The organism is Eggerthella hominis (genome assembly GCF_014287365.1).
GTDB classification, from domain to species: Bacteria; Actinomycetota; Coriobacteriia; order Coriobacteriales; family Eggerthellaceae; genus Eggerthella; species Eggerthella guodeyinii.
This window is the reverse complement of sequence record NZ_JACOOA010000002.1, coordinates 54,785-79,053: the sequence shown is the minus strand read 5'-3', so window position 1 is coordinate 79,053 and position 24,269 is coordinate 54,785. Positions and strand designations below refer to the sequence as shown.

The following is a 24,269-nucleotide window of genomic DNA, read 5'->3' as shown; positions in this document are numbered from 1 at the left end:
GAAGGGCTCTCGGGCCGCTCGCTGCAGGGAAGGAGGATGCGATGAGCGAACGGACGAATCACCTCGATGCGGTGGACGATCTGGAGGGCGCGACGCTGTCCCGGCGAAGCTTCCTGGTGGGTGCCGGCGCGGCTGGCGCTCTGACCATGCTGGGGCTTGCGGGATGCGCGCCCAGCACGTCGGCTTCGGGCGATGCGGCTGCGAGCGCGAGCGCCGATGCGGCCGAGCCGGTTGCGGGCGGCGAAGGCGGGGGCGGCGGCGCGGCAGGCCCCGCGATGGGCGGCGGCGCGGCCGATCCCACATGGCGGACCGATCCCGGCGCAAGCTCGTTCGACCCGAAGGAGACGCGGGACTTCGACGTGGTGGTGCTCGGCGCGGGGCACGCGGGCGTGGCGTGCGCCCATAAGGCGGCCGAGCTCGGCAAGAAGGTGGTGCTCGTCGAAAAGCAGGCCGAGGAGAACTACCAGAACCTGGGCAACGAGAACGGCCACATCAACTCCGAATGGCAGAAGAGCCACGGCGTGCCCGAGGTCGATCCCATGACGTTCTTCAACAACTGGCAGTTGAACTCGGGCAACCGCGCCGAGCCCGACATCCTGTCGTACTTCTGCCATCATTCCGGCGAGGTGTTCGATTGGCACCTGTCGTTCACGCCCGGCTACGACCCCATCTGCGAGACGTGGGACGACATCCCCGACGAGTGGACGCCCCAGCTGGGCAGCTTCTACAGCTGGCCGGGAGCCGCGAACCACCAGGCCGAGATCGAGGGCGCCACGTACGCCGGCATCACACAGGTGAACTACAACGCCATCCAGGCCGCGATCAGCAACGACGGCATGGAGATGCTGTGGGGCTACGAGGCGGTGTACCTGGTCAAGGACGGCGACAAGGTGGTCGGCGCCATCGTCGAGGGCGACGACGGCCAGATCCAGCTGAACGCCAGCGTGGGCGTCGTGGTGGCGACGGGCGACATGTCCACGAACACCACCATGTGCGGCGAGCTGCTGACCGAGATCAGCGACCTGAACCCCACGTCCGACGGGTTCTCGGGCATGGGGCAGGACGGCATGGGCCAGAAGATGATGTACTGGGCGGGCGGCGAATTCGAGATCGGCCCCCGCGCCGCCATGGGCGGTGCCAACGTCAGCCCGATGGGCCCCTGGCAGGGCACGCACGTGCTGCTGCTCGACAAGGACGGCTACCGCTTCTCCAACGAGGCCTTCTCCACGTCGTTCCTCGCGGGCATTCCCGGCGCCCGCCACGAAGCGGGGTTCGTCAGCGTGTTCGATTCGAACTGGCGCGCCACCGTCAACCGCATGCCCATCGGCCACCTCAACGTGAAATGGTGGGACGACCAGGAAGGCCATTTCGGCGCTAAGTACTGGGAAAACGACTTCACGGCCGATCACGCCGACTCCGGGGCCGAGGGGTTCCAGACGTCCGAGGCGGAGCACGGGGCGTTCACCTGCTATTGCTCGAACGATCTCGCCACGCTGGCGGGCTACTGCGGCTACGAGGGCGAGGCGGCGGAGCGGTTCGTCGCCAGCGTCGAGCGCTACAACGAGATGTGCGAGCAGGGGGCCGACACCGATTACGCCAAGCCCGCCGAGGTCCTGAACAAGCTCGAGCCGCCCTACTTCGCCATCCCGTTCCCGACCGACGGGAACATGGCCGGCGGCCTGGTCACGCTCACGGGCATGTTCTGCGACCGCCACGGCCAGGTGCGTGCGCAGAACACGTTCGCGCCCATCGAGGGCCTGTACGCGGCCGGCAACTGCATGGGCGGCAGGTTCCCCTTGCAGTACACGTCGCCCATCAACGGCGTGTCGATCGGCTTTGCCCAAACCTCGGGTTACCTGGTGGGCGAGTACCTGGGCGGCAAGTAAGGCTCGCCCGTCCGGCGCCGCGCCGCACGCCGCGCGCTGTTGGCATTCCGGTTCCCGGGGCGCACCCGCCCCGCCTTCCCCAGCCGCCGTCCCACCCCTCCCAGGACGGCGGCTTTTTCACGCGAAAACGGGCGGGCGTTTATTCGAAACGGTATACTGGCAGGCGGAGGAAGCTGTGGCGAGGGGTCGCCGAGCGGGCTTGTGGTACGGGGAGGGTGCGGGCATGGTAAGGCTGCGCGATTTGATGGGGCCCGATGGCAAAGGCGCTCGGCTCTGGCTCTGCTGCTTTGCCATGGGGACGTGCTCCTCGGTTCGCGTCTGGATTCTCAACAACGACATCATCTCGGTGTTCTCGGCGACGGACCCGTTTGCCCGCGATGTTGTGTATACATGTGCGGAGATACTGCCCCTCGTGGCCATTGCCTTGTTGGCCCGCTTTCGCCCAACCGTTCTGAGCAATCGGCTTCTCTCGTGCACTGCGGCTGCGTCGGCTGCAATCGGAGCGGCGATGTTCTTATGCGTCGACGCTTGGGCCGTTCCCGGCTGGCCTCAGATCGCCTATGCTTTATGCATACTCGGAGGCATGTGGGTGAGCGCCGCCCTCGCGCTGTCGTTGTGCAAGCTCGCCAACCCAAGAAGCGTTGCATTGTGCGTGTGCTCCGCGTACGCCGCAGCATCGGTGTTCGAGTGGGCGATGTCCTCTGTGCCGCTTGAAGCGCGCGTGGCGTCCTGGGTTGCCCTCACGTGCATCGTGCTCGTGCTGGCGTACCCCCTGGCGAGCGACATGATTCGCGAGGCTGCCGAGGTGGGGGACGCGCGCGACTTGGTGCTGAGCCAGCCTCGTTCTTTCGTGAGCCCCTTCAACGTCGCGTTCTTGAGCCTGCTCGCGCTCAAGCTGGTTTCGGGCTTCTCTCTGGCGCTCAACAGCGTTTCCGGGGTTCCCGTCCACACGTTCGTCACAGGGCTCGTCCCCTTGCTTGCAGGCGTCTGGATAGTGCTGAGCGGGCGCGAGCGCGGCCAAGAGGACGCGTTGTTCCAAATCGCCTCGCTGCTCGTCATCGCCGGCGTTCTGGCTGCGATGGTGTCGATCCTCCACTCGCTGGGAGCGACAAGCAACGTGTTGCTTGCTTCGGCGAGCGAGTGTTTCGCTTTGCTTCAGATGCTGGTCGTTGTTTCCATGGCCGCTCGCAACAAGATCGATGCTGTGTACGTGGTCGCATGCAGCCAGGCATATACCTCGGTCGGGACGATGCTGGGGGCGGGTGCCGGTCATGCGGCGAACGGCATTGCCGCCGCAAGCGATGCGGCTACGCTCGCGTTTCTCGCGGCCCTGCTGTTCCTGTTCGTCGTATTTTGCTTCGTTTGGCTGCGTCGCGTCAGTTTCGAACGCATCATATACGGCATTCAGCCCGTGAAGCCCTTGGTGATCGCCGATTCTCATCAGGCATCCGAGAAGGGCGGGAGCTTTGAGAGCCGCTGCGCTCGCTTGGCGGCACAGCGAGGGCTTACGAAACGCGAGACGGAGATCATGGCTATGCTGGCTCGGGGACGCAACGGGAAGTTCATCGAAGAGCACTACGTCGTGTCGTACAATACGGTGAAAACGCATGTGAAGCATATCTACATGAAGCTGGACGTGCATTCCCAGCAGGAGTTGATCGATGCGGTCGAGCACTTCGGAGACGAAGGGGCCTCAGCGTCGCGCTCCGAAAGCGGTGCCGGTTTGGAACCGGCACCGCCAAGGGAGGGGTGTTGGTAGATGCTAGGCCTTGGTGCCCGCGATGTGGTTCACGGCGTGCCGGGCGAACGTGAGCGCTCTTCCGCACGCCATGCCGTGCGTGAGGTTGTAGTACCCGTCTGCGAAGACCGATCCGCCGCAATTGCCTGCAGCGTACAAGCCGGGAATCACTTCGGCGTTGGTGTCGAGCACCTGCATGTCGGCGTTGATGCGCAGGCCGTCGCTCGTGTCGAGCAAGGTTCCGCCCAGCGTGACGCCGTAAAACGGGGCCGTGCGGATCTGCGATAGCAGGTACGGCTCCTTGCCGAAATCGACATCCTCTTGGGCGTCGTACAGCTCGTTGTACCGTTCGATGGTGGCGAGGAAAGCCTCTTTGTGGGCCCCTTCCAGTTTCAGGCCGTCGGCGAGCTCTTCCAGCGTATCGGCTTTGACCACGATGCCCTTGTCGATCCATTCCTGCAGGTAACCGTCGGTTCCCATGCCCACCGTGTTAACCATGACGCGCGTGAGGCTCGCGCAGCCCAAGCTGTGGAACCGCTCGATGTCTTCGGCGAAGCCGGCATCCCAAACCTCCAAGTATACGCCGCCCGGTTGTGACGCGGCGGCGTGAGGCGCCCAGTCGTAGTTGGCTGATTCGTTGAAGAAGCGCTCGCCGTGCAGGTTCATCTTGAGGAACGGCTGCGACCCGGGGTTGAACTGCCCCGTCGCAGGTAGCATCGGCTCTCCGTTCTCGAGACTCTGCTGGGTCCATCCCGCTTTGGTTCCCGGCTCGACGGCACCGCGGTCGAATACGAACGCGGCAGACTGCGGGTCCTTCATGGCTCCGGCCCATAGAGCCGCCTTGATGCCCATGCCGGTGTTCCCGGGCGTCCAGTCGGATGCGGTCAGGCATTTCGAGAGAATGGGGTTCAAGGAGTCGAGCATCTCCGCATTCGCTGCGTATCCGCCGGTGGTCATGAGCGTGTTTCGGGCCTTGACGTGCACGTACCCCTCTTTCGTGTCGAAGATGGCTCCCGTCACCGCGCCGGCGTCGTCGGTGGTCAGCTTGACGAGGTCGAATCCGTACGTCACCTCGTGACCCTGTTTGTTGATGTAGTCTTCGAACAGCTCGTTGCGCTTGAGCTTGGCGTACTCCTCGGGACAGTCTTCGCGGGCGTTGTAGTTCACCTGAATGGGGGGAACGTACATGTCGATGCCCACGCCTCCATGGCCGAGCCCTTGATCCGAATCGAAAGAAACCTCGTAACCGTAATCGGACATGATCTGCTTGACCCAGGCATGCATGTCGGCGGACTCGTCAAGCCACACCTTCACGACCCGCATGTCGTTTTTTCCTCCAAACGCCTGGCGAAGCACGTTGTTCAGCTTGACGGTGTCGACCTCTTTACCCGCTTCGGCGCACTCGGGGATATTCACCGCGCCGTACCAGTTGCGCGTTGCGCCCACGGCCCCGGCCTTCTCGGCTACGACGAAGTCGATGCCCAGGTCGGTGGCGAGAACGGCTGCGGCCATGCCGGCATTTCCGGCTCCCACGATAAGAAGCTCGGTTTCCATGGTGTTCACGATGTCCGATTCTGCGATCTGCGGCGCATCGCCCAACCATGCTGGCGTTTGGCCGATGGTCGTTTTGCCCGAGCCTGCCAGAGCCGCCTGCGCGCTTGACCCCGCAGTCGCTTCGCTCGTTTGTTGGGGCGCGCACCCCGCCAAGCCGGCGGTGGCGGCGATGCCCGCGACCGCAACTGCTCCTGTCAGAAAGCTGCGGCGTGAAATGTCTTCCATACGTTCCCTCCTTGCTCGATGGATGTGTCGCGCTCGCCATGCAGCCGACGAGCGTCTCGCATCCTAGGTTCGTCGAAGGAGAGGTTCGTCACCCGCTGAGGGGGATTTTTTCATAAGGCCATGTCAAAAGATGTTTTTTGTTGCTTGTTCCAACGTCGAGACCCCTTTCTCTCCCAAGGGCCGGTTTCCGGGGCGCAACGGTTGTGCAACGGGCTTGGGGCTTCAGGTGCGGGCGGGGCGGCGTGGGCGACAATGCGCGGATACTGAACATTCCGCCGAAGCGCCGTGGCCGCCCCCGGACGCCCGCGCTCGGCGCGCGTCGAAAGGAAGCGCCATGCCCGCATCGATCCATCCTCCCGTGCAACTGCATATCGTCCTCGACGAGGACAGCTACCAGGGCGGCGACAGCGTCGAGATGGCGCGCCGCTTCACGGCCGTCGCCCCCACCGACGTGGTGCGCGCGTCGAAGGGCTCGCAGCGTGCGAACGTGCTGCGGTTCGACCTGGGCGACGATGTGGTGACCGCCGAGGCCGACGACGATCCGCTGTGGCGCGACGCGCTCACCACCTGGCTCGATGAGGAGTTCGCCGAGACGTCGGCGCTCGTGGCGCGCGAGAACGACGCCCGCCAGAACAACGGCGAGCAGCCGGTGCCGTTCGCGTGGGCCGAGGTGAAGTTCGGCGCGGGGCCGGTCATCGCCATCCGCATGAAGGACTCCGCCATCCCGCCCGAGGCGGCCGGCTTCGTCGCCCGTGCGCGCCAGCTGCTCGTGGGCGGGGCGTTCGGCGCGGACGACATCGCCGCCATCCGCATCCCCGCGTGCGCCAGCATCGAGGCGCAGCGTGTCGACGCCCACCGCGCCGAGTATCTGGAAGCGCAGCAGTACGAGGCCGAGCACCGGCCCGTGCTGCAAGAGGTCGACCGCTATTCCGAGGAGGTGGACCTTGCGACGGGCGAGGGGTGGACCGACGAGCTGCAGGGCTCGCAGTCGAAGCGCGACGCGCCGACGGACAGCGAGCTTGCCGAAGCCGTGGCCGAGGCCGAGGCGGCGCTGCGCCAGGGCGTCGACCCGTCGGACATCGCCGCCGAGGACCGTGCGGCCGACGTCGATGCCGGCGACTTCGCGGTGGACGTGGAGGCCGTCGAGGCCGGCGGCGCAAGCGACGACGTGGACACGTCGGGCGAGGGCTGCGCGCTCGAGGGCGGCGGCGTACCCGAGCATCTCGACTACCGCGTGTGGAACGTGGCCTACGCCGACGGCACGTCGGTGCGATTCGACTCGGTGTTGGGCGAGGCGCTGATCGACTAGCGAGATGCTGCGTGCGTGCAAGCGGCACCGACATCGGCACCGCTTGCACGCGGGCGCGGGCCCTACCGGAACAGCTCCGGCTCCTTGCGCTCGAGGCACTTCGATTCCAGCATGGCTATCACCTGGTCGGTCGACTCGCTCGAGAAGCGCTTCGCGTCCTCGGGGCAGCTCTTGACGCACGCGCAGCAGTGGAGGCATCCGGCTCCCACGAGCGCGGGGTCGTCCTCGTCGATGATGCCGAGCGGGCAGCGCGCGACGCAGATGCCGCAGCTCGTGCACGCATCCGAGGTGAGCGGGCGCACGTCGGCGCCGGGCTTGAGCTCCTTGTAAGGGCGGCTGCCCTTGATGGCGCGCGCGGGCAGGTCGCGCGAGCGCGTCAGGCGTTCTCCCAGGTCCGTGCCAAAGCGCTGCGCCGCGGCGATGTCGGCGTCGTCGGGACGGCCGGTTCCCACGCGCGCGGTGAGCGAGTGCTCGCCGATGAACGCGCCCGCGGCCGCTACGTTGAACCCGCGCTCTTCCAGCAGGTCGGCGGCTTCCAGCAGCGCGTCGTCGAAGGCGCGGTTGCCGTACAGTCCCACGACTACGGCCGGCGTGCCGCGGCCTTCCAGATGCGCGAACTCGTCGCGCAGCAGCACGGGCACGCGCCCGGCGTACACGGGGAATCCGAACACGAGCACGTCGTCGGCCGCGCACGAAACGTCGGCCGGACGCTGTGCCGGCAGCGTGAGGTCCGCGGCTTCGACGGAGGCGCCCAACGGCGCGGCCAACGCGCCCGCCACCTCCTGCACGATGGTCTTGGTGGTGCGCGTGGGGCTGAAGTACACGGCGCGAACGATCGACGACATGGCGATTCCTCTCTTCTCCCGTAATCCTTCGATGATACCCCTTTTCGCACCTGCGCGTCGCGAGCCGGACGGCGAAAGAGCCCGGCGGGGAGGGATGCCGGGCTCTGCGGATAGGGAGGGACGGGGGGCGGGGAGGGATGCCCCGGTCCCTGAACGGGAGGTGCTAGGTTGTCGCGCGCTCGCGCAGTTCGTGGCAGGTGCCGCATTCGAAGGTTCCCCGGTGGTGGCACTGCGCGCAGTACCGCATCGAGTCTTTGGGGAGGTCCTTGGAGTGGTTGTTGTGGCAGTCGGTGCACGTGGCCGGGTTGGCGTCGTGCTTCTCGCCGGCCGGGATGTCGTGCGGGTTCACGGTGGTGCCCTTGTCGTCGACGAGGGCCGTGGAGCCGGCGGTCTTGGCGGCCATGTCCTCCATCGTGCCGTGGCACGAGATGCAGGTCTCGGGGTCAACCGTGACCACGGTCGCTTTGGTGGCGGCCTTGTCGCCGAACTTCACGTCGGCGTGCTCGGCCGACAGCGTGCCCTCGTCGGTGTGGCACTGGGCGCACGCGACGCCCTCGGCCTCGTGGGCCGTCGCCTGCGGGCAGGCGGCGTCGGTCGCCGAGGCGGCCTCGCTCGTGTGGCACATCGAGCAGTCGGACTCCATCGTCCAGTTCACGGGCTGGCCGTCCATGGCCGACGCGGCGGAGCCGGAGCCCTCCGCCTGCTGCCCGGACTCGGCCGGGGCGTCGGTTTCCGCCTTCGGCGCGCAGCCCGCGAGCGTCCACATCGCGGCCGTGAGCGCGAGGACGACGCCGAGGACGGCGAGCACGACGAGGCGCCGGTCGGCGGCGTGTGCTTGCACGGTCATGCGCTTCTCCTTACTTCTTCTCGTCCCACGCGTCGAGCGACGCCGCGTGGCGGGCCGAAATGCGGCCCCAGATCATGTTCTCGGCCACGTTGCCGCCCGTGATGCCGTAGGTATGCGAATGGATGTTGCCGAAGCTGCCGGCGCCGTACAGGCGCGGGATGGGCTGCTCGGCGAACACGTCGAGCACCTGGCCGTGCTCGTTCTTCATGGCGCCGCCCAGCGTGGAGCACGAGCCGGGGTACACCGTGTACGCGTAGAACGGCGGGTTGTTCAGCGGGTTCAGCGTGGCGGCCGAACGGTGGAATTCGGGGTCCTCGCCGTTCTCGCACACCTGGTTCCACGTGTCGACGGTGGCCTTGAGCGTGTCGGCGTCCATCCACTTGTCGATGGCTTTCATCTTGGCCGCAAGCTCCTCGAGGGTGTCGGCTTTAATGATCCAGCCCTTGTCCACCTCGGCCTGGTTGTCGTCCGACCAGCCTTCCCAATCGCGCAGCTCGTCGGGCAGCATGGTGGTGAAGTTCCCGCATTCGAACCAGTCGCCCTGGCGCGTGGACATCGGGCCGGATTCGAACAGCGTCTGATCGAACACGCACCAGCTGGGGCAGTGGTCGTAATCGCAGATCTCGTCGCTGAAGTGGGTGAACGCATGCCATCCGTTGTGCGGCGAGCCGATGCGCATCTCGTCCACCCAGCGCTTCCCCAAACGATCGGTGTAGATGAACGTCTGATCCGACGGCATGATGAGGATGAGGAAGTCGTTCTCGGGATCGCGCGTCCACATGCCGTACATGGCGCCGGCCATGCCCATGTGCCACAGCTTGCCGCCCACTTCCTCGGTCATGCGGATGCCGTCGCCCGTGTTGTACTTCCAGCCTTCGAACTTGAAGGGGTAGCATTTGAGGTACTTGCGCTTCATGTCCTCGTTGAACTCGAAGCCGCCCGTGCAGAGGATGACGCCCTTGCGCGCCTTGACCGTTTTCTCCTCGGAGCCGATCATCGTGGTGCAGCCGACGATCTCCTTGGTGTCGGGGTTCTGGATGAGGTGCTCGTCATGGCAGTCGAACAGCACCTCGACGCCCAGGTCCTTGCGCTTCTGGTCGAGGATCTCGAACGAGGCTATGCCGAATCCCGGAGGGTCGGCGATGGACTGGCATCCCTCGCCGCCGGGCAGGAACGAGTACTCGGGAATGGTGCCGGCGATGGCCTTCTCGTTGATGTCGTACTCCAGCTCGTACTTGTCGGCGTACTCGCAGTTGCGCAGCCCCTCGTCGATCCAGGCGTCGATGACCGCGGACGGCGTGTCCACGTCCTGCGTCATCTCGTGCCAGTACTGGCGCATGCCCTCCGCATCGTTGATGATGGCGAACTCGCCGTTGTTGATGGAGCTGTTGCCGCCGCCGCGCACCGGCGCCTTCTCCAGCACGAGCACCTGCTGGCCGCATTCGTCGGCGCCGATGAGCGAGGCCCACATGCCCGCGCCGCCGTAGCCGACCACCAGCAGGTCGCACTTGTAGTCCCAGCTCTTCGGCATCCAGTCTTGCGACGCTCCCGTGCCCGACGCGCAGCCGGCCAGCGCGGCGGAGCTCGCCACGGCGGCGGCAGCGACGCCCGCGCCCTTCAAAAACGAGCGGCGCGACAGCCCTCCCAGTTCCTTTGCGTTCATTGCTCCTCCTCTTTCTCCTTGCTCCTTGCTTGATCGGCGCCGCCTCGAACGATCGGCGCCCTCGATCACCGTACGGGTTGGGGGCTTGCGCGCCATCGAGCGCACCGCCCCATTTTTGCTCGATCGACCGCGCCGCAGGTGAGGGGCATCGGGAGGGGGCCCTTAGGGTGCTCCATCCGATATGCGGCGAAGGGGAGGTTGCTATACTGGGCGCGGGGATGATGTCGAGCCGCGCGGGGGACGCGGGGCTCGGAAGAAGGAGGGGAGCATGGGGACGTGCCTGCGGAGCAAGCTCACGGCGTTTTGCCCTGATTGGCGATCGCTCGATTTCTACATCGTGCTGCTGGGCCTCGCGTTCTGCCGGGCGTGGATCGTGCTGTGCCTTTCCGCCGTCGCGGTGACGACGCTCGTGTCGCATTCGAACTGGATGTTCCTGCTTGCCGGCTCCGTGGCGGCCGCCGGCGTGGCCGTCGCGGCGCGGCGTGCGGCGACGCAGGCGCGATTCGAGGTGCGGCTGCGCGGCGTCACGGGCGCGCTCACCGTGCTGTGCGCCGTCGCGATGCCGATAGCGTTGGCGTGCGGCCTGCCGATCATGCTGGCGGTGCTCGTGGTCGTCGGGGGCGCTGCCTCGAGCTTCTTGCAGGTGCTGTGGGGCAACGAGTACGCGCGCCGCCCGGTTCCGTTCGCTCTCGCGTGCTACCCCGCCACGGCCGTGGTCATCGCCTTGCTCATCGCGCTCGTCGTCGGCGAGCGCGGGTTCCTCGCGTTCTTCGTGTTCCCGGTCATGTCGTTCGTGCTGCTGCTGGTCGAAACCTCGCGCATCGACAAGGAGCGCCCGCGCGACGAGCCTTCGGGCGCAGCGGCCGCGCCGGTTGTCCCGGCCGCCCCCGCTGTGCCGGCGGAGCGCGATCGGCCGGCCCTGTCGCGCAAATCGATCGCCCAGCTGATGGTGAGCATCGGCGTGTTCAGCTTCCTGTGCCGGGTGTTCGACTCGCTTCCCGGCGAGGGCGTGATCGACCCCTTCGTGGTGTTCGGCGGCAGCTCGGTGTTCGCGCTGGCCGTGGTGGGCATCCTGTTCCTGTTGTTCGCCTTCCTGTGCGGCGATCGCTTCGAGCCCGTGTTCGCCTACCGCCTGTCCCTTCCGCTCATGGCGTTGGGCATGGCCATCGTCTCGCTGTTCTTCTACGACCATTGGGCGCTGTCGGTGCTGCTCATCGGCATCGGCTACGAGCTGTTCGACATCGTGACGTGGATTCTGTTCGTGGATCTGGCGCAGCGGCGCGAGGACGCGGGCGGGCGCTACCGGGTGTTCGGGCAGGGCGTGGCCGCCACGCTGTGCGGCATGGGGCTGGGGTATCTCGTCGGAGGCGAGCTGCACGCGCGTCTGCTGGCGGAGTCCGTGCAGATGTCCACGGTGGGCATCCTCTGCGTCACCGTTTTGGTGGTGACGGCGTTCCTCGTCATTCCCGAGGGGACGATCGCGCAGGTGGTGGGTCGTCGGGGGCGTCTTCGCGGCGGAGAGCGCGACGGCGAGGAGGGGGAGGGGCCTGCGGCGGGCGCGGCGGATGTGGGCGCTCCCGCGGTGCCGCCTTTGGAGAAGCGCTGCGAGGCCCTCGCCATCGAGCGGCATCTGACGCCTCGCGAGGGCGAGGTGCTCGTGCTGCTGGCGCGCGGGCGCACGCTGGCCATCGTCATGCGCGATTTGCAGATAGCCAAGGGGACGGCGCAGACGCACATCGAGAACGTGTACGCGAAGCTCGGCGTGCATAAGCAGCAGGAGCTCATCGACCTCGTGGAAGGCTGCGAATTGAAGGATGGGGCCTGATCGGAGCAAAATACGATGCTCCATCTGATGCGGGGGACGGGGGCGTGGGTATCATGGGAGTCGCACATGGTCCAAGCGATACAAGGAGGCACCTATGGGACGAATCGTCTTGCCCGTATACACCCCGCACTACATCCCCACCGGCGACGAGGTCGCCGTCATCGAGACGTCGCGCGGCACGATCCGCGTGCAGCTGGCCGGCAAGGACGCGCCCGTGACCGTGGGCAACTTCGTCGAGCTGGCGGCGCGCGGCTTCTACGACAAGCTGAAATTCCACGCGCACAAGCCCGGCTCCGTGGTGCTGGGCGGTTGCCCGACGACGCGCACGCTGGGGCCGGCCCAGGTGGACGCCGCCGCGCGCGGCGTGATCCGCGGCATCCACCCCGGCACGGGCGACGCGCGCTACACCATCGTCGACGAGTGGGAAGCCAACCCGAACAACAAGCACGTGCTGGGAAGCCTGTGCATGGCGCACAAGTCCGACCCGAACTCGGGCAGCTGCCAGTTCTACTTCTCGCTGTCCGAGCAGCCCGAATTCGACGACAAGTTCACCGTGTTCGGCCAGACCGTCGAGGGCCTCGACGTGGTGCAGAAGCTGACGATCGGCGACGCGATCGTGCATATCGGCATCGAGGGCGCCGACGAGGAGGCGCTCGCCGAGGCGATCTCCCACGAGCTGCCCCGCCCGAAAACCCCGAAGGAAGTGCTCGAGGAGCTGGAGCGGGAGCGGGCCGAGCGCGAAGCGGCGGCGGCGAAGGAAGAGTAAACGCCTCCCTACTCGTACGTTTCCACCAGATCGATCAGCTCTTGCTGCTTGTGGACGTCCAGCTTGCGGTAGATGTTCTCGATGTGGGTGCGGGCGGTGCCCTTCGCGATCTGCAGGTCGCGGGCGATGATGGACAGGGTGCGGCCGTAGGCTAGCAGCACGATCACCTCGCTCTCGCGCGGCGTCAGGCCGTAGTCGCGCGCCACGCACGCGCAGTGCTGCTCGAGGCGGCCCGCGCCCGCGTCCGCAGTTGCGACGGCGGGCGCTTCCTCGGCCTCCTTCTCCTTGCGGCTCGTGCGCATCGTCTGCGACAGCTGCGACACCACGCCTTCGGGCAGCACCATGAACGCCACCACCACGAGGCACAGCGTCGCCAGCATGGCCACGACGGAGATCTGCACGTCGCCGCTGGCGATCATCGCGTCGCACGCCTTGCCCGCCAGCGTCCCCACGCCCATGCCCGCGAACATGAACGCCACGCCCAGCCCGAAGATGTGCAGGGCGTTCTCGTTGCGCCGGCGCGACACGTCCACGAACAGCACCCAGGTGAGGATGTCGAAGAACTCGTAGCCCGCGTTGATCAGCAGGATGGACACCGCGGCGTGCGTGTCGAAGAACAGCGCGATGGCCACGAATCCCGCCACCATGATGGGCAGCGACAGCCGGTACGTGAGCGTCGCGTTGAAACGGTCGCGCAGCTTCGCGGCGATGAGCAGGAACGCGACGCCCACCGCCATGAGCGCGAAGATGGCGCTTCCGCCGATGAAGGAGAACGGGTCGACGTGGGACGGCATGGCGTCGAACAGCCGGCACAGGAACGAGAACGTCATGATGGAGAACATGAGCTTGCCCACACCGAACTTCGCGCTGGGATCGCAGTCGCGCTCGCGCTCGCGGTCGCAACCTGCGGGCTCGCCGACGCGTCCGTCCGCCTCGCCGTCGGCGGCGATCGCGCCCGAGGATTCCCCTATCGGCTTCTGGGCGAGGTCGCTCCACGACAGCCCGGTGCGGTTCGCCTCGAACAACAGCAGGCCGAACGACAGCAGCGGGATCACCGCGAAGCCGATGAGGCTCGTGTGGTCGCTCGACATGCCGGCCACGAGGGCGGTGACGATGGCCGCGGCGGGGGAGGCGATCGTGGCGAAGAATGTGGCGTGGCGGGCGAAACGGTCGCCCCACAGCACCTGGAGCGGCCCGGCGCCCAGGCCGCCGACGACGAACCCGACCACCATGAGCGGCTCGCTGCCCATCCAAAGCGCCAAGGGGATGATGATGCCGCTGGCCGCGAGGGCGACGGGCGTGAACCGGAACAGCGCGACGCGCACGGTTCCCTCCCGCTTCCCGCTGCGGTTCACCACGAACGACACGGCCAGCGCGCTCAAGGCGCCGAACAGCAGATAGGCCCACGTGAACGAGGATGCGGCCCCGGCGACGAGCGGCGCGCCCAGGCAGAAGACAATCCACGCGCGGCACAGGCCGAATCCGATGACGGTGATAAGGTAGTCGAGCGTGCGCGAATCGCGCTCGGCGGCGGTTGCTTCCGCCGCCGATTCGAACGCCAGCTCGCCGACGCGTTCACCCTTGGTGCCGTACTGCATGTGCATCTCTCCCCAGCGTTCATGCCACGGGTCGCGCCGATGAGCGCGGCTCCCTCCCGTCTGCAACAAAACCATGTGTAGTATCATACGCAATTTCAAACGTTGATCAAATCGGATGGAGCATCCGATAGGCGGTTGACCAGGAAAATCCTATCCAACGTCAGATACCGCGCCCAAAATCAGACTGCTCATCAGATGTGCCTTCCCGGTTGGAAGCGTAGGGTTCGTCCTTGCAAGAACGGATGCTTCTAAGGAGGGGCATTCATCCGAGTAGGAGGAAGGAACACTATGAGCAAAGGCATGGAAGGCGGAGTTTCCCGTCGTTCGTTCCTGAAGGGCGCGGGCGTCGCTGCCGCCGCCGTGGCGGGTTCCGCCGCGCTGGCCGGCTGCGCGTCGGGTTCGACGGGCGCGGCTTCGGGCGATTGGATGCCGAAGAGCTGGGACTACGAGTGCGACCTGCTGGTCATCGGCTACGGCGGCGCGGGCATGTGGGCGTCCCTCATTGGCGCCGACGAGTGCGGCCAGGAAGTCATCGTGCTGGAGAAGGCTCCCGAGCGCGGCGGCGGAAACAGCTCCATCAACAACGGCGAGTGGACCATCGTCGAAGAGAACGAGAAGGACCGCTTCGCGAAGTACATCAAGGCCTTCACGCACGGCAAGACGCCCGAGCCGATGATCGACGCCTGGGTGAACGAGTGCGCCCGCAACACCGAGTACGCCGACAAGTACGGCATGACCTACGAGGTGTCCGAGGTCGCGCTGGCCGGCGCCATTCCCGAGTACTACTTCTTGGACGACAACGCCTACGAGGGCTCCTGCAAGCTGTCCTCCGTCGACGGCTTCGGCATGCTGTCGTTCCACGAGCTGGACGCGCAGCGCGAGAAGCTGGGCGTGCAGGTCATGTTCGACTGCCATGACGAGCGCCTCATCCAGAACCCGGACACCAAGGAGATCGTCGGCGCGTACACGATGATCGGCTCCGAGGAGAAGACGGTGAAGGCTCGCAAGGGCGTCATCCTGACGCTGGGCGGCTTCGAGTTCAACGAGGACCTCAAGAACGAGTACCTCAAGTGCTACCCCTTCAAGTTCGAGGGCTGGCAGTACAACACGGGCGACGGCATCAAGATGGTCGAGGACGTGGGAGCAAAGCTGTGGCACATGGACATGGCGATCTCCATGTACTCCATGTGGACGCGCGACCCCGAGAACGACTTCTCCATCCTGTACTTCATGCCCGGTTTCAGCTACTTCAACGTGAACCGCCTGGGCAAGCGCTACGTCAACGAGAACAGCATGGGCTCGCCGCACAACGGCTGGCACACGCTGCTGCACTTCGATGACGCCATCGACGACTACGACCGCATCCCGTCGTGGTGCATCTTCGACCAGAGCTGCTTCGACGCCGGCAAGATGTCCACGAGCCAGGGCGACTCCTTCGAGTGCGGCAACTTCGCGTCCGACCTGCCGGATTCCATCCGCGCGTGGGACGGCTGGAGCCAGGACAACAAGGCCGAGCTCGACAAGGGCTGGATCCTCAAGGGCGACACGCTGGACGAGCTGGCCAAGAAGATCAAGGACTTCGACCACTGGATGGACCCGGAGACCCTGAAGGCCACGTTCGACGAGTACCAGGCGTTCTGCGAGGCTCAGAAGGACGCGCGTTTCGACCGCTCCGAGAAGACCCTCGTCGCGCTGGACGAAGGCCCCTACTACGCCATCTCCATCTACCCCGGCTCCTGCTCCACGCTGGGCGGCCCGATGAAGAACGAGCACGGCCAGGTGCTCGACCCGGCTCAGAACCCCATCCCGCGCCTGTACGCGGCGGGCTGCTTCGGCAACTTCCAGAGCCACAGCTACGGCATCACCGGCGGCAACAACGCCGAGAACCAGGTGTGGGGCCGTATCTCCGCGCGTCACGCCGCAGGCCTCGAGGCCTGGGACGCGAAGTAGCGAACCCCTCGATGATCGGTCCGGCGCCCCGCTCCCCAGGGGCGTCGGATGCGACTCTACCCCCGCGCCCGTCGTTCCCTCGGCGGGCGCCCCGGCGGGAAACCGCCGACCTTCCGCCCGTCGTTTGCTCGGCGGGCGCAGGGGCGGGAAACCGCCCGACAACTGCAAGACGAGATTGATAGGAGAAGCGCATGACCGTGCAAGCACACGCCGCCGACCGGCGCCTCGTCGTGCTCGCCGTCCTCGGCGTCGTCCTCGCGCTCACGGCCGCGATGTGGACGCTCGCGGGCTGCGCGCCGAAGGCGGAAACCGACGCCCCGGTCGAGTCCGGGCAGCAGGCGGAGGGCTCCGGCTCCGGCTCCGCCGCGTCGGCCATGGACGGCCAGCCCGTGAACTGGACGATGGAGTCCGACTGCTCGATGTGCCACACGAGCGAGGCCGCCTCGGCGACCGACGCCGCCTGCCCGCAGGCGACGGCCCACGAGGCCGAGGGCGTCGCGTGCGCCCAGTGCCACACCGACGAGGGCGAGCTCTCGACCGCGCACGCCGACGTGAAGTTCGGCGACAAGCCGGCCTCGAAGCCGACGATGGTCACGGTGGACCCGGCCACGTGCGAGTCGTGCCACGGCACGCTCGAGGACATGGCCGCCAAGACCGCCGATTCCACGGCGCTCACCGACGACAAGGGCACCACCGTGAACCCCCACGAGCGCCCCGCCGGCGAGAAGCACGAGGAGAACCCGGCCACGTGCACCGACTGCCACAACAACCACTCCAAGGATTTGGAGAAGGATGCCCAGAAGTACTGCGCCCAGTGCCATCACCGCGGCGTGTATGAATGCGGCACCTGCCACGAGTTGCGCGAGCGCTAAGGCGCACCGACAGAGCATACCCGCTCGAGGCGGAATCCCCTCCCTCCCTTTCCGCCTTGAGATTATCGAAGACCCGGCCCCTCCCTCGGCCGGGTCTTTCGCTATACTGGGCCGAAACGAGGCACGCGACGAGAAGGGCGGCGGCATGGCGGTGTTCGAATACGGCGACGAGGAGGTCGCATACCTCGCCGCGCGCGATCCCCGGCTGGCCGAGGTGATGGCGGCGGTCGGGCACATCGAACGCGACGTGCACCCCGATCTGTTCGCCGCGCTCGTGAACTGCGTCGTGGGGCAGCAGATTTCGACGAAAGCCCAGACCACCATCTGGAACCGCGTGCTCGAGACGTTCGGCGAGGTGACGCCCGAGACGATGGCGGCCTGCTCCGACGAGGAGCTGCAAGGGGTGGGCATCTCGTTTCGCAAGGTGAGCTACATCAAGGGCGCGGCCGAGCGCGTGCGGTCCGGCGAGGTGGACCTCGCCGCGCTGGTCGAGCTGCCCGACGACGAGGTGTGCCGCTCGCTGTCGGCGCTGCCGGGCATCGGCGTGTGGACGGCCGAGATGCTCATGACGTTCTCGATGCAGCGCCCCAACATCTTGAGCTGGGGCGACCTGGCCATCCAGCGCGGCTTGCGCATGGTGTACCACCATCGGCGCATCACGCCCGAGCTGTTCGCGAAGTACCGCCGCCGCTACGCGCCGTACGGCTCGGTGGCCAGCCTGTACCTCTGGGAAGTGGCCGGCGGCGCCATCCCCGGCATGAAGGATTGGGCCCCAAAGGGCGGGAAGTAGGGAGCTGGCGCTTCGTCGTCCGGTTTCGTCGAGTCTCGTCCCTTGGTCTGACGCCGGGCCCGGTTCTGCGAAGTTCCCGCTTCTGGCCTGGCTCTTTGGTGCAGGGTCGCGCTTGCGGGCCAGCGGGCGCGTCCCGCGTCGATTCGCGTCGGGCGCGGCGGGCGATCGGCGCGGCGTGCGATGCCCAAGCCCCGAAGTTCCCATCGCGCCACAGGAGTGCCGGATACCTCCGCCCTCCCAAGCCTCGGCCTCCCGCTGCGCCATGGGTGTGGGGCGCGGCCATGGCGCTCCGTTGCGAATGTTTCACGTGAAACATTCGTTCGTGAATTCGTTGCTGACAGCGATGAAAAAAGGGCCGTCGGAACATCCGACGGCCCTTCTCGTATCCGATGGTGGGCGATGAGGGATTTGAACCCCCGACCTTGTCCTTGTAAGGGACCTGCGCTCCCGCTGCGCCAATCGCCCGTGTTTCGCAGCCTTGCGGCGAGCACCCATTCTCGCATAGAAGACGCGATCGCGCAACGAATCCCCAGGAAAGCCTCATCTTGCGCCCCTGCGTATTGGAACGCGTTGGATCGGCGTGAGATTTCGCGGTGCAGCGCGTGCAATGCGCGTTGGAAACGCGGGCACGGCACGTGGAATCGGCGTTCGTTCGGCGTGGGAAACGGGTGAGATCCAGACGGTTTTTCATGGTGAACTGTGCCATCAAAACGTGAGATGAGCTGGTCATACTGAAAGGAGGAAACGCGGCGGAGAGGACGATATGAAGCGGAGCAGAACAACGATCATCGGCATCGCCTGCGGGCTGGCATGTGCGGCATGCGTGTTCGCATACACCCAGGGCGTGCGGGGCGAGGCCGACGCGGCTCGGGCAGAGGCGCTGGCGCGCTACGGGGGCGAGCAGCTGGAAGTGTGCGTGGCGAAGCGCGATATCGCGGCGGGCGAGTCGGTGGATGCGGGCGCGGTGGAGACGCGCCTGTGGGTGGCCGACCTGCTGCCTGCCGAGGCGTTCCGGTCGGCCGACGACGTGGTGGGGAAGAAGGCGTCGTCGACGATCCTCGCGGGCGAGGTGCTGTCGGGACAGCGCTTCCGCGATGCGGGCAACCGCCTCGACGTTCCCGAGGGCCTGACGGCGGTGAGCGTCCCGGCAAAGGACGTGCAGGCGGTGGGCGGCGCCATCGCGGCCGGGTCGCAGGTGGATATGTACGCCACCGGCGGCACGTCGACCGACGTGCTGGCGATCGACGTGCTCGTGCTGGCCACGAGCGCAAGCTCGCAGGAGTCGTCGGGCGCGAACGTGTCGTGGATCACCGTGGCCGTCGAGCCCGAATCGGTGCAGGAAATCGTCGCGGCGGCGCAGAAGACCGAGCTGTACTTCACGCTGCCGGGAAGCGAGGGGAAACGATGAGCGGGTCCTTGGTGGCGCTGTGCGCCGATACGATGAGCTTGCAGCATCCCGAGTCCATCGGGCTGGTCGGCGAGAACCTGGCCGCGCAAGGATGGCTGCGCCTCTTCTCCTCGGCTGAGGAGGCGCGCAGGTTCCTGCGCGCGGATCGTCTCGTGGACGAGGTGTGGGTGGCGTCGAGCGACGACGTCGCGCCCATCAACCTGGCGGCCACGATCAAGCGCGACCGCAGCGACCGCTGCGTGTGCATGCTGGCGTTCGAGGACACGGGCTCGCTGAAAAGCCGGGTGAGCGCCACGGGCATCGACGCCTCGCTCACGCGCCAGGCGCTGGCCGAACGATATGCGCGGCGCAAGCAGGCGTACGCGTGCCCGTGGCCGATGGCGACGTCCCCGACGCAAGCGCCCGCCCCCGCACCTGCCCCTGTCCCCGCCCCGGCTCCCGCGCCGACGGTCGCATTCGCGCCGACGGCCGCCCCCGCCCCGGCTCCCGCGCCGACGGTCGCGTCCCGGCCGATGCGGTGCGAAGAGCGCCGCCCGCGGGCGCATGCCGGGTTCCTCCTGCCCGTGGTCAGCGGCAGCGGCGGCGCGGGCAAGAGCACCGTAGCCGTGCTGTCGGCGCTCATCGCGCAGCGGATGGGCTTCAACACCCTGCTGCTCGACTTCGACCTGCAATTCGGAGACGTCCCGGCACTCATGGGCGTGCAGAACCCGTTGACCGTCGACGACGTGCTGGCCGCGCCCGCGCGCCTCGACCAGCTGCGATCGGACGGCCGGCAGCCGGCCGTGCTGGCCGCGCCGCGCCATCTCGAGGACAGCGAGGCGGTCGTCGAGCGCGCGCCGCAGCTGCTCGACCAGCTGACGGCCCGCTTCGACGTGGTGGTGGCGAACACGGGTGCCGCCTGGGCCGAACAGCATGCCCTGCTGCTCGAGCGAAGCTCGAAAGCGCTGTTCCTGGTCGATCAGCGTCCGTCGTCGCTGCGCGCCTGCCAGCACGCGCTTGATCTCTGCGCGCGGTGCGGCATCGCGACCGGTCCCTTCCTGTACGCGGTCAACCGATGCTCGAAGAACGCGCTGTTCACGTCCATCGACGTATCGTGCGCGCTGCGCGGCGCCCACGTGTTCGAGCTCAAGGACGGCGGCGGCGAGGTGGAGGAGCTGCTGGGGGCGGGTTTGCCGTCCGAGCTGCTCTCGTCGAAGAACGACCTGTGCGCGAGCCTCGAGCAAGCGCTGTCGGCCGTGTTGCCGGGCGACGGGCGCGCGGCATCGCGGTCGGAGGAGGGCGCGCCGCGCGCAGCGGGGTTCCGCCTGCCGGTGAGCAAGCGCCCCCGCCGTCGGAGGAAGGAGGCTCCATGTCTCTCATGAGCCGCGTGCGCGACGTCGACGGCACGCCGTCGTCCGCACCCGATTCGGGCGACGCGGCGTTGGAGCGGCTCAAGGAGCGCATCCAGACGTTCGTGTCCATCGACGAGATCGCCGCCATCATGGCGGAGCAGCCGGGCCGCGCCCGCAACGAGCTGAAAAGCGCGTGCCGCCAGGCCTTCGAGGACGCTGCGTGGGCGGGCGTTCCCGAACGGGATCGGCAGCGCCTGACCGACGACCTCATCGACACGGTGTTCGGGTTCGGCCCGCTCGAGTCGCTGCTGGCCGACGAGTCCGTCACCGAGATCATGGTGAACGGCCCTGCCGACGTGTTCTTCGAGCGCGACGGGCGCCTGTGCCGCAGCGAGCAGCGTTTCGCCGACGACGGCCAGCTGCGCGCGCTCATCGACCGCGTGCTGGGGCCGCTGGGCCGCCGCATCGACGAGGCGTCGCCCATGGTGAACGCGCGGCTGCCCGAGGGCCACCGCGTGCACGTGATCATCCCGCCCCTCGCGCTCGACGGCGCGGTGATGACCGTCAGGAAGTTCGCGAAGCGGGTGATGACCTTGGACGATATGGAGGCAACGGGGTCGTTCGACGGGACGATGCGCGCGTTTCTCGTGTGGGCGGTTCGCGCGCGCAAGAGCATCGCCGTGTCGGGCGGCACGGGCAGCGGCAAGACCACGCTGCTCAACGCGCTGTCCTGCGAGCTGTCGCCGTCCGAGCGCATCATCACCATCGAGGACTCGGCCGAGCTGCGGTTCTTGGAGCACCCGCACGTCGTGCGCCTGGAAGCGCGGCCCCGCAACGCGGAGGGCACGGGCGAGGTGACCATCCGCGACCTCGTGACCAACGCGCTGCGCATGCGGCCCGACCGCATCGTGGTGGGCGAATGTCGCGGCGCCGAAGCGCTCGACATGCTGCAGGCCATGAACACCGGCCACGACGGGTCGCTGACCACGCTGCATGCGAACTCGCCGACCGACGTGGTGTCGCGCCTCACGACGATGGTGCGCTACGCGGTCGATCTGCCCGTGGACGTCATCGAGTCGAACGTGGCCAGCGCCTTCGAAGTGATCGTGCAGACGGCGCGCGCGTTGGACGGGTCGCGGTTCGTCTCGGACGTGGCCGAGCTGGTGTACGACGGCGAGAAGCGCTGCTGCTCGGTCCGCGCGCTGTTCGCGCGGGGGCTGACGGAGCGGGCGGGCCGATGGAAGGCGCTTCCGTCGTGGATCGACGAGGCGGCGAAGGTCGGCGCAGCCGATCGCGAGGAGGTGGAGCGATGGAAGCGTACGGTGCGCTTGTCGGCGTAGGCGCGCTCGCCGCGTTCGGCTGCGGTGCGGCGGCGAGCGCCTCGGTGGCGGGGCGCACCCGCCGCCGGCCGGCCTCGGTCGTCGGCGACGGGGCGGTCCGCTCCGGGCGGCTCGCCTGGCTGCTGCGCAACGGGGTGCGCGGGACGCTGCCGGTTGCGCGGGCGCTGCTGGGCGGCCGCATGGTGGCCGGGCTCGTGCGCGAGGCGGTCCGCGCGGCCGACGCGCGCGGCCTGATGACGACTGAGGAGGCGCTGCTGTCGGTGTGCCTTGCGGCGCTCGCCGGGGCCGGGGTGTGCGCGGGCGCGGTGTCGAGCTCGCTCGTGTGCGGGATCGCCGTCGTCGCGTGCTTGTGCGCGTGCGCGGTCGTCTGGCTGCGCACGGTGCAGGACAGGCGGCGCGACGCCATGCGCGAGGCCATCCCCGACGCGCTGCGCTCGATGGGCGTGTGCTTCCAGTCGGGTCTGTCGCTGCTGCAGACGTTCCAGCAGGTGGCGAGCGAGGTGCAGGAGCCGCTCGGGTCGTTGTTCGCCCGGGCGGCGCATCGGATGGAGACCGGCGAGAGCGCCGCGCGCGCCCTGGACGTGCTGCGAAGCGGCTCGACGGTGGCCGAGCTGGCATTCGTCGCCGTGGCGCTCGACGTGCAGCACCAGGCGGGCGGCAGCATGAAACAGGTGCTCGACGCCGCGCGCGACACGGTGGAGAGCGAGATCGGGCTGCGGCGCGCGTTGCGCGTGCAGACGGCGCAGGCGAAGCTGTCGGCGCGGGTGGTGAGCTTGCTGCCCTTCGTGCTGATAGCGGTGTTCTCGCTGGTGAGCGAAGGGTTTCTCGCACCGTTCTTCGAGAGTCCGCTGGGGGTCGCGCTGCTCGTGCTGGCGCTGGGCATGCAGGTTGCGGGCATCGCGGTCGTGCGCCGCATGCTGGCTGTGGAGGTGGGGTGATGCCGTGGGAGCAGGCGCCGTTTCTGGTTGCGGCGGCAATGGCGGCTGCGGGCGTGGGCGGCGGGGTGGCGGGCGCCTCGCTGCTCCGGAGGCGCGCCGCGACGGCCCGTCGCGACCGGTTGCGCAAAGCTGCCGCCGCGCGGGATGGGGAGGCGGAGCCTGCCGGCGGCGAGCTGCGCTGCGTGCGGTACGCGGCGCAGCTCAGCCAGCGGCTCGCCCTCGGCGCGACCGATTCGCTTGCCAGTTGCCTGCGGCTGGCGCGCGCACGGCAGTGGTTTTCCCGGCACGCGAAGCAGGCGGGTTTGGAGCGCGTCGTGTCGCCGGGCGGCTTCTGCGAGGCCGCGGTGCGCCTGACGTGCGCCGGCGGGCTTGCGGGCGCGCTCGTGGGGGCGGTGTTCTCCACGGAGCTCGCCGTGCTCGGCGCGCTCGCCGGAGCGGCGGGCGGCGCGCTCGCGATGCCCCGGGCCGTGAAGCGGGCGCGCCGCGAGCGTGCCGACGGGCTGGAGCGCGACCTCTCGGAGATGCTCGAGGTCGTGGCGCTCGGCTTGCGCAGCGGGCTGTCGTTCGACCGCGGGTTCGCGCTGTACGGGGCGCACTTCGCCTCGGAGCTGGCGTGCGCGTGCGCCAGCGCCCAACGCGCCTGGTCGATGGGCTTGACGAACCGCGACGACGCGCTGCGCGACCTAGCCGCATCGTACGACTCGCCGCTGTTCGCGCGCGTCGCGGAGAGCATGGTGCGCTCGCTGCGCTTCGGCTCGTCACTGGCCGAGGGGCTCGAGTCGGCTGCGGCCGAGGCGCGCGCGGTGCATCGTGCGCAGGTGGAAGAGCAGGTGGCGAAGGCCCCGGTGAAGATGATGGTGCCCACCGGCACGCTCATCTTGCCGGCCATGCTGCTGCTCGTGCTGGGGCCGGTGCTGCTCGAACTGATGGAAGGGTTGTAGGAATGAGGAGGTTTGCGCATGGAAGCGTATTGGAGATGGATGGCGCGGGCGACGTGCCGTGTTCGGCGGGCGCTCGATCGAGAGGATGGGCAGGGCACGACGGAGTACGCCATCCTCGTGGGCGTGCTGGTGGTGATCGCCATCATCGCGATCACCGTGTTCCGGCCGAAGCTGCAAGAGCTATGGGACGCCATCGCGGAAGGGATCAACGGGCTGTAGGCGACGGGCGGGCGCGGCGCGCGCCGGACGAGCGCGGGCAGGGGACGGTCGAGTTCGCCTTGGTCACGGCGGCGTTCGTGGCGGTGATCGTCGCGTGCGGCGCCCTGTGGCGCGGTTTGGAGGCCGGCATGTTCGTCGACCACGCGCTGGCGTCGGCCTCGCACCATGTCCAGATGACGATGCCGGGGTCGGTGGCCGATGTGTTCCTGTATTAGCAACGTGAG

General features: G+C 67.8%; 20 protein-coding genes and 1 tRNA gene. 15 read left to right on the top strand and 6 right to left on the bottom strand.

Features of this window, described 5'->3' with window-relative positions; translation table 11 throughout:
- Positions 1 to 41 precede the first annotated feature (41 nt).
- The gene (locus H8S61_RS05175; protein ID WP_186938203.1) at positions 42 to 1,886 is read left to right on the top strand and encodes an FAD-dependent oxidoreductase; all 1,845 of its coding nucleotides are present in this window, start codon (positions 42 to 44) and stop codon (positions 1,884 to 1,886) included.
- A 223-nt stretch (positions 1,887 to 2,109) separates the two neighbouring features.
- Complete coding sequence (locus H8S61_RS05170) at positions 2,110 to 3,645, top strand: response regulator transcription factor (protein ID WP_186938202.1); 1,536 nt, start codon at positions 2,110 to 2,112, stop codon at positions 3,643 to 3,645.
- A 3-nt stretch (positions 3,646 to 3,648) separates the two neighbouring features.
- Here the strand turns inward: H8S61_RS05170 and H8S61_RS05165 are convergent, their stop codons facing one another.
- Positions 3,649 to 5,403, bottom strand: a complete 1,755-nt coding sequence (locus H8S61_RS05165) for an FAD-binding protein (RefSeq protein WP_186938201.1) — start codon at positions 5,401 to 5,403, stop codon at positions 3,649 to 3,651.
- 334 nt (positions 5,404 to 5,737) lie between these two features.
- Between H8S61_RS05165 and H8S61_RS05160 the strand changes: the two genes are divergently transcribed.
- Complete coding sequence (locus tag H8S61_RS05160) at positions 5,738 to 6,712, top strand: hypothetical protein (RefSeq protein ID WP_186938200.1); 975 nt, start codon at positions 5,738 to 5,740, stop codon at positions 6,710 to 6,712.
- A 62-nt stretch (positions 6,713 to 6,774) separates the two neighbouring features.
- Here H8S61_RS05160 and H8S61_RS05155 read toward each other — a convergent pair whose 3' ends face one another.
- The 3 genes from H8S61_RS05155 to H8S61_RS05145 all read right to left on the bottom strand — a co-directional run bounded on the left by H8S61_RS05155 (position 6,775) and on the right by H8S61_RS05145 (position 10,067).
- A complete protein-coding gene (locus tag H8S61_RS05155) occupies positions 6,775 to 7,557 on the bottom strand; it encodes a 4Fe-4S ferredoxin (protein WP_186938199.1) in 783 nt (260 codons plus the stop codon).
- 163 nt (positions 7,558 to 7,720) lie between these two features.
- Positions 7,721 to 8,404, bottom strand: a complete 684-nt coding sequence (locus tag H8S61_RS05150; RefSeq protein WP_186938198.1) for a cytochrome c3 family protein — start codon at positions 8,402 to 8,404, stop codon at positions 7,721 to 7,723.
- Positions 8,405 to 8,414: 10 nt separating this feature from the next.
- On the bottom strand, positions 8,415 to 10,067 hold the full coding sequence (locus H8S61_RS05145; RefSeq protein WP_186938197.1) for an FAD-dependent oxidoreductase: 1,653 nt from the start codon (positions 10,065 to 10,067) through the stop codon (positions 8,415 to 8,417).
- Between the two features lie 268 nt (positions 10,068 to 10,335).
- Here H8S61_RS05145 and H8S61_RS05140 point away from each other — a divergent pair, with 268 nt between their 5' ends.
- Together H8S61_RS05140 and H8S61_RS05135 are read left to right on the top strand one after the other, a co-directional pair.
- Complete coding sequence (locus H8S61_RS05140) at positions 10,336 to 11,892, top strand: helix-turn-helix domain-containing protein (protein WP_186938196.1); 1,557 nt, start codon at positions 10,336 to 10,338, stop codon at positions 11,890 to 11,892.
- Between the two features lie 94 nt (positions 11,893 to 11,986).
- Entirely contained in the window at positions 11,987 to 12,658 is a 672-nt protein-coding gene (locus H8S61_RS05135) for a peptidylprolyl isomerase (RefSeq protein ID WP_009607992.1), read from the top strand.
- 8 nt (positions 12,659 to 12,666) lie between these two features.
- On the opposite strand, the gene H8S61_RS05130 is transcribed toward H8S61_RS05135, so the two are convergent.
- A complete protein-coding gene (locus H8S61_RS05130) occupies positions 12,667 to 14,256 on the bottom strand; it encodes a LuxR C-terminal-related transcriptional regulator (RefSeq protein ID WP_050792418.1) in 1,590 nt (529 codons plus the stop codon).
- A 288-nt stretch (positions 14,257 to 14,544) separates the two neighbouring features.
- On the opposite strand from H8S61_RS05130, the gene H8S61_RS05125 reads away from it, so the two are divergent.
- The 3 genes from H8S61_RS05125 (at position 14,545) to H8S61_RS05115 (ending at position 17,868) form a co-directional block, all read left to right on the top strand.
- The gene (locus H8S61_RS05125; protein ID WP_160943502.1) at positions 14,545 to 16,206 is read left to right on the top strand and encodes an FAD-dependent oxidoreductase; all 1,662 of its coding nucleotides are present in this window, start codon (positions 14,545 to 14,547) and stop codon (positions 16,204 to 16,206) included.
- Positions 16,207 to 16,397: 191 nt separating this feature from the next.
- On the top strand, positions 16,398 to 17,078 hold the full coding sequence (locus H8S61_RS05120; protein WP_186938195.1) for a cytochrome c3 family protein: 681 nt from the start codon (positions 16,398 to 16,400) through the stop codon (positions 17,076 to 17,078).
- A gap of 145 nt (positions 17,079 to 17,223) precedes the next feature.
- Positions 17,224 to 17,868 (top strand): DNA-3-methyladenine glycosylase family protein, encoded by a 645-nt coding sequence (locus H8S61_RS05115; protein WP_186938194.1) that lies wholly within the window; start codon positions 17,224 to 17,226, stop codon positions 17,866 to 17,868.
- A gap of 390 nt (positions 17,869 to 18,258) precedes the next feature.
- Here H8S61_RS05115 and H8S61_RS05110 read toward each other — a convergent pair.
- Positions 18,259 to 18,333 (bottom strand) — tRNA-Val (locus tag H8S61_RS05110).
- Between the two features lie 298 nt (positions 18,334 to 18,631).
- Here H8S61_RS05110 and cpaB point away from each other — a divergent pair.
- From cpaB to H8S61_RS05075, 7 genes are read left to right on the top strand one after another with little or no spacing between them, the layout of a single operon-like run.
- Entirely contained in the window at positions 18,632 to 19,276 is a 645-nt protein-coding gene (gene cpaB / locus H8S61_RS05105) for a Flp pilus assembly protein CpaB (RefSeq protein ID WP_186938193.1), read from the top strand.
- The gene (locus H8S61_RS05100; RefSeq protein ID WP_186938192.1) at positions 19,273 to 20,637 is read left to right on the top strand and encodes a CpaE/TadZ family protein; all 1,365 of its coding nucleotides are present in this window, start codon (positions 19,273 to 19,275) and stop codon (positions 20,635 to 20,637) included. Before cpaB ends, H8S61_RS05100 begins: the two co-directional genes overlap by 4 nt.
- Entirely contained in the window at positions 20,625 to 21,947 is a 1,323-nt protein-coding gene (locus H8S61_RS05095; protein ID WP_186938191.1) for a TadA family conjugal transfer-associated ATPase, read from the top strand. Before H8S61_RS05100 ends, H8S61_RS05095 begins: the two co-directional genes overlap by 13 nt.
- On the top strand, positions 21,917 to 22,885 hold the full coding sequence (locus H8S61_RS05090; protein ID WP_186938190.1) for a type II secretion system F family protein: 969 nt from the start codon (positions 21,917 to 21,919) through the stop codon (positions 22,883 to 22,885). The genes H8S61_RS05095 and H8S61_RS05090 overlap by 31 nt, the downstream gene beginning before the upstream one ends.
- Positions 22,885 to 23,826, top strand: coding sequence for a type II secretion system F family protein (locus H8S61_RS05085; RefSeq protein ID WP_186938189.1), 942 nt, complete (start codon positions 22,885 to 22,887; stop codon positions 23,824 to 23,826). Before H8S61_RS05090 ends, H8S61_RS05085 begins: the two co-directional genes overlap by 1 nt.
- 18 nt (positions 23,827 to 23,844) lie before the next feature.
- A complete protein-coding gene (locus tag H8S61_RS05080; RefSeq protein ID WP_154334776.1) occupies positions 23,845 to 24,045 on the top strand; it encodes a Flp family type IVb pilin in 201 nt (66 codons plus the stop codon).
- Positions 24,009 to 24,260 (top strand): hypothetical protein, encoded by a 252-nt coding sequence (locus H8S61_RS05075; protein WP_186938550.1) that lies wholly within the window; start codon positions 24,009 to 24,011, stop codon positions 24,258 to 24,260. The genes H8S61_RS05080 and H8S61_RS05075 overlap by 37 nt, the downstream gene beginning before the upstream one ends.
- The last annotated feature ends 9 nt before the right edge of the window (positions 24,261 to 24,269 follow it).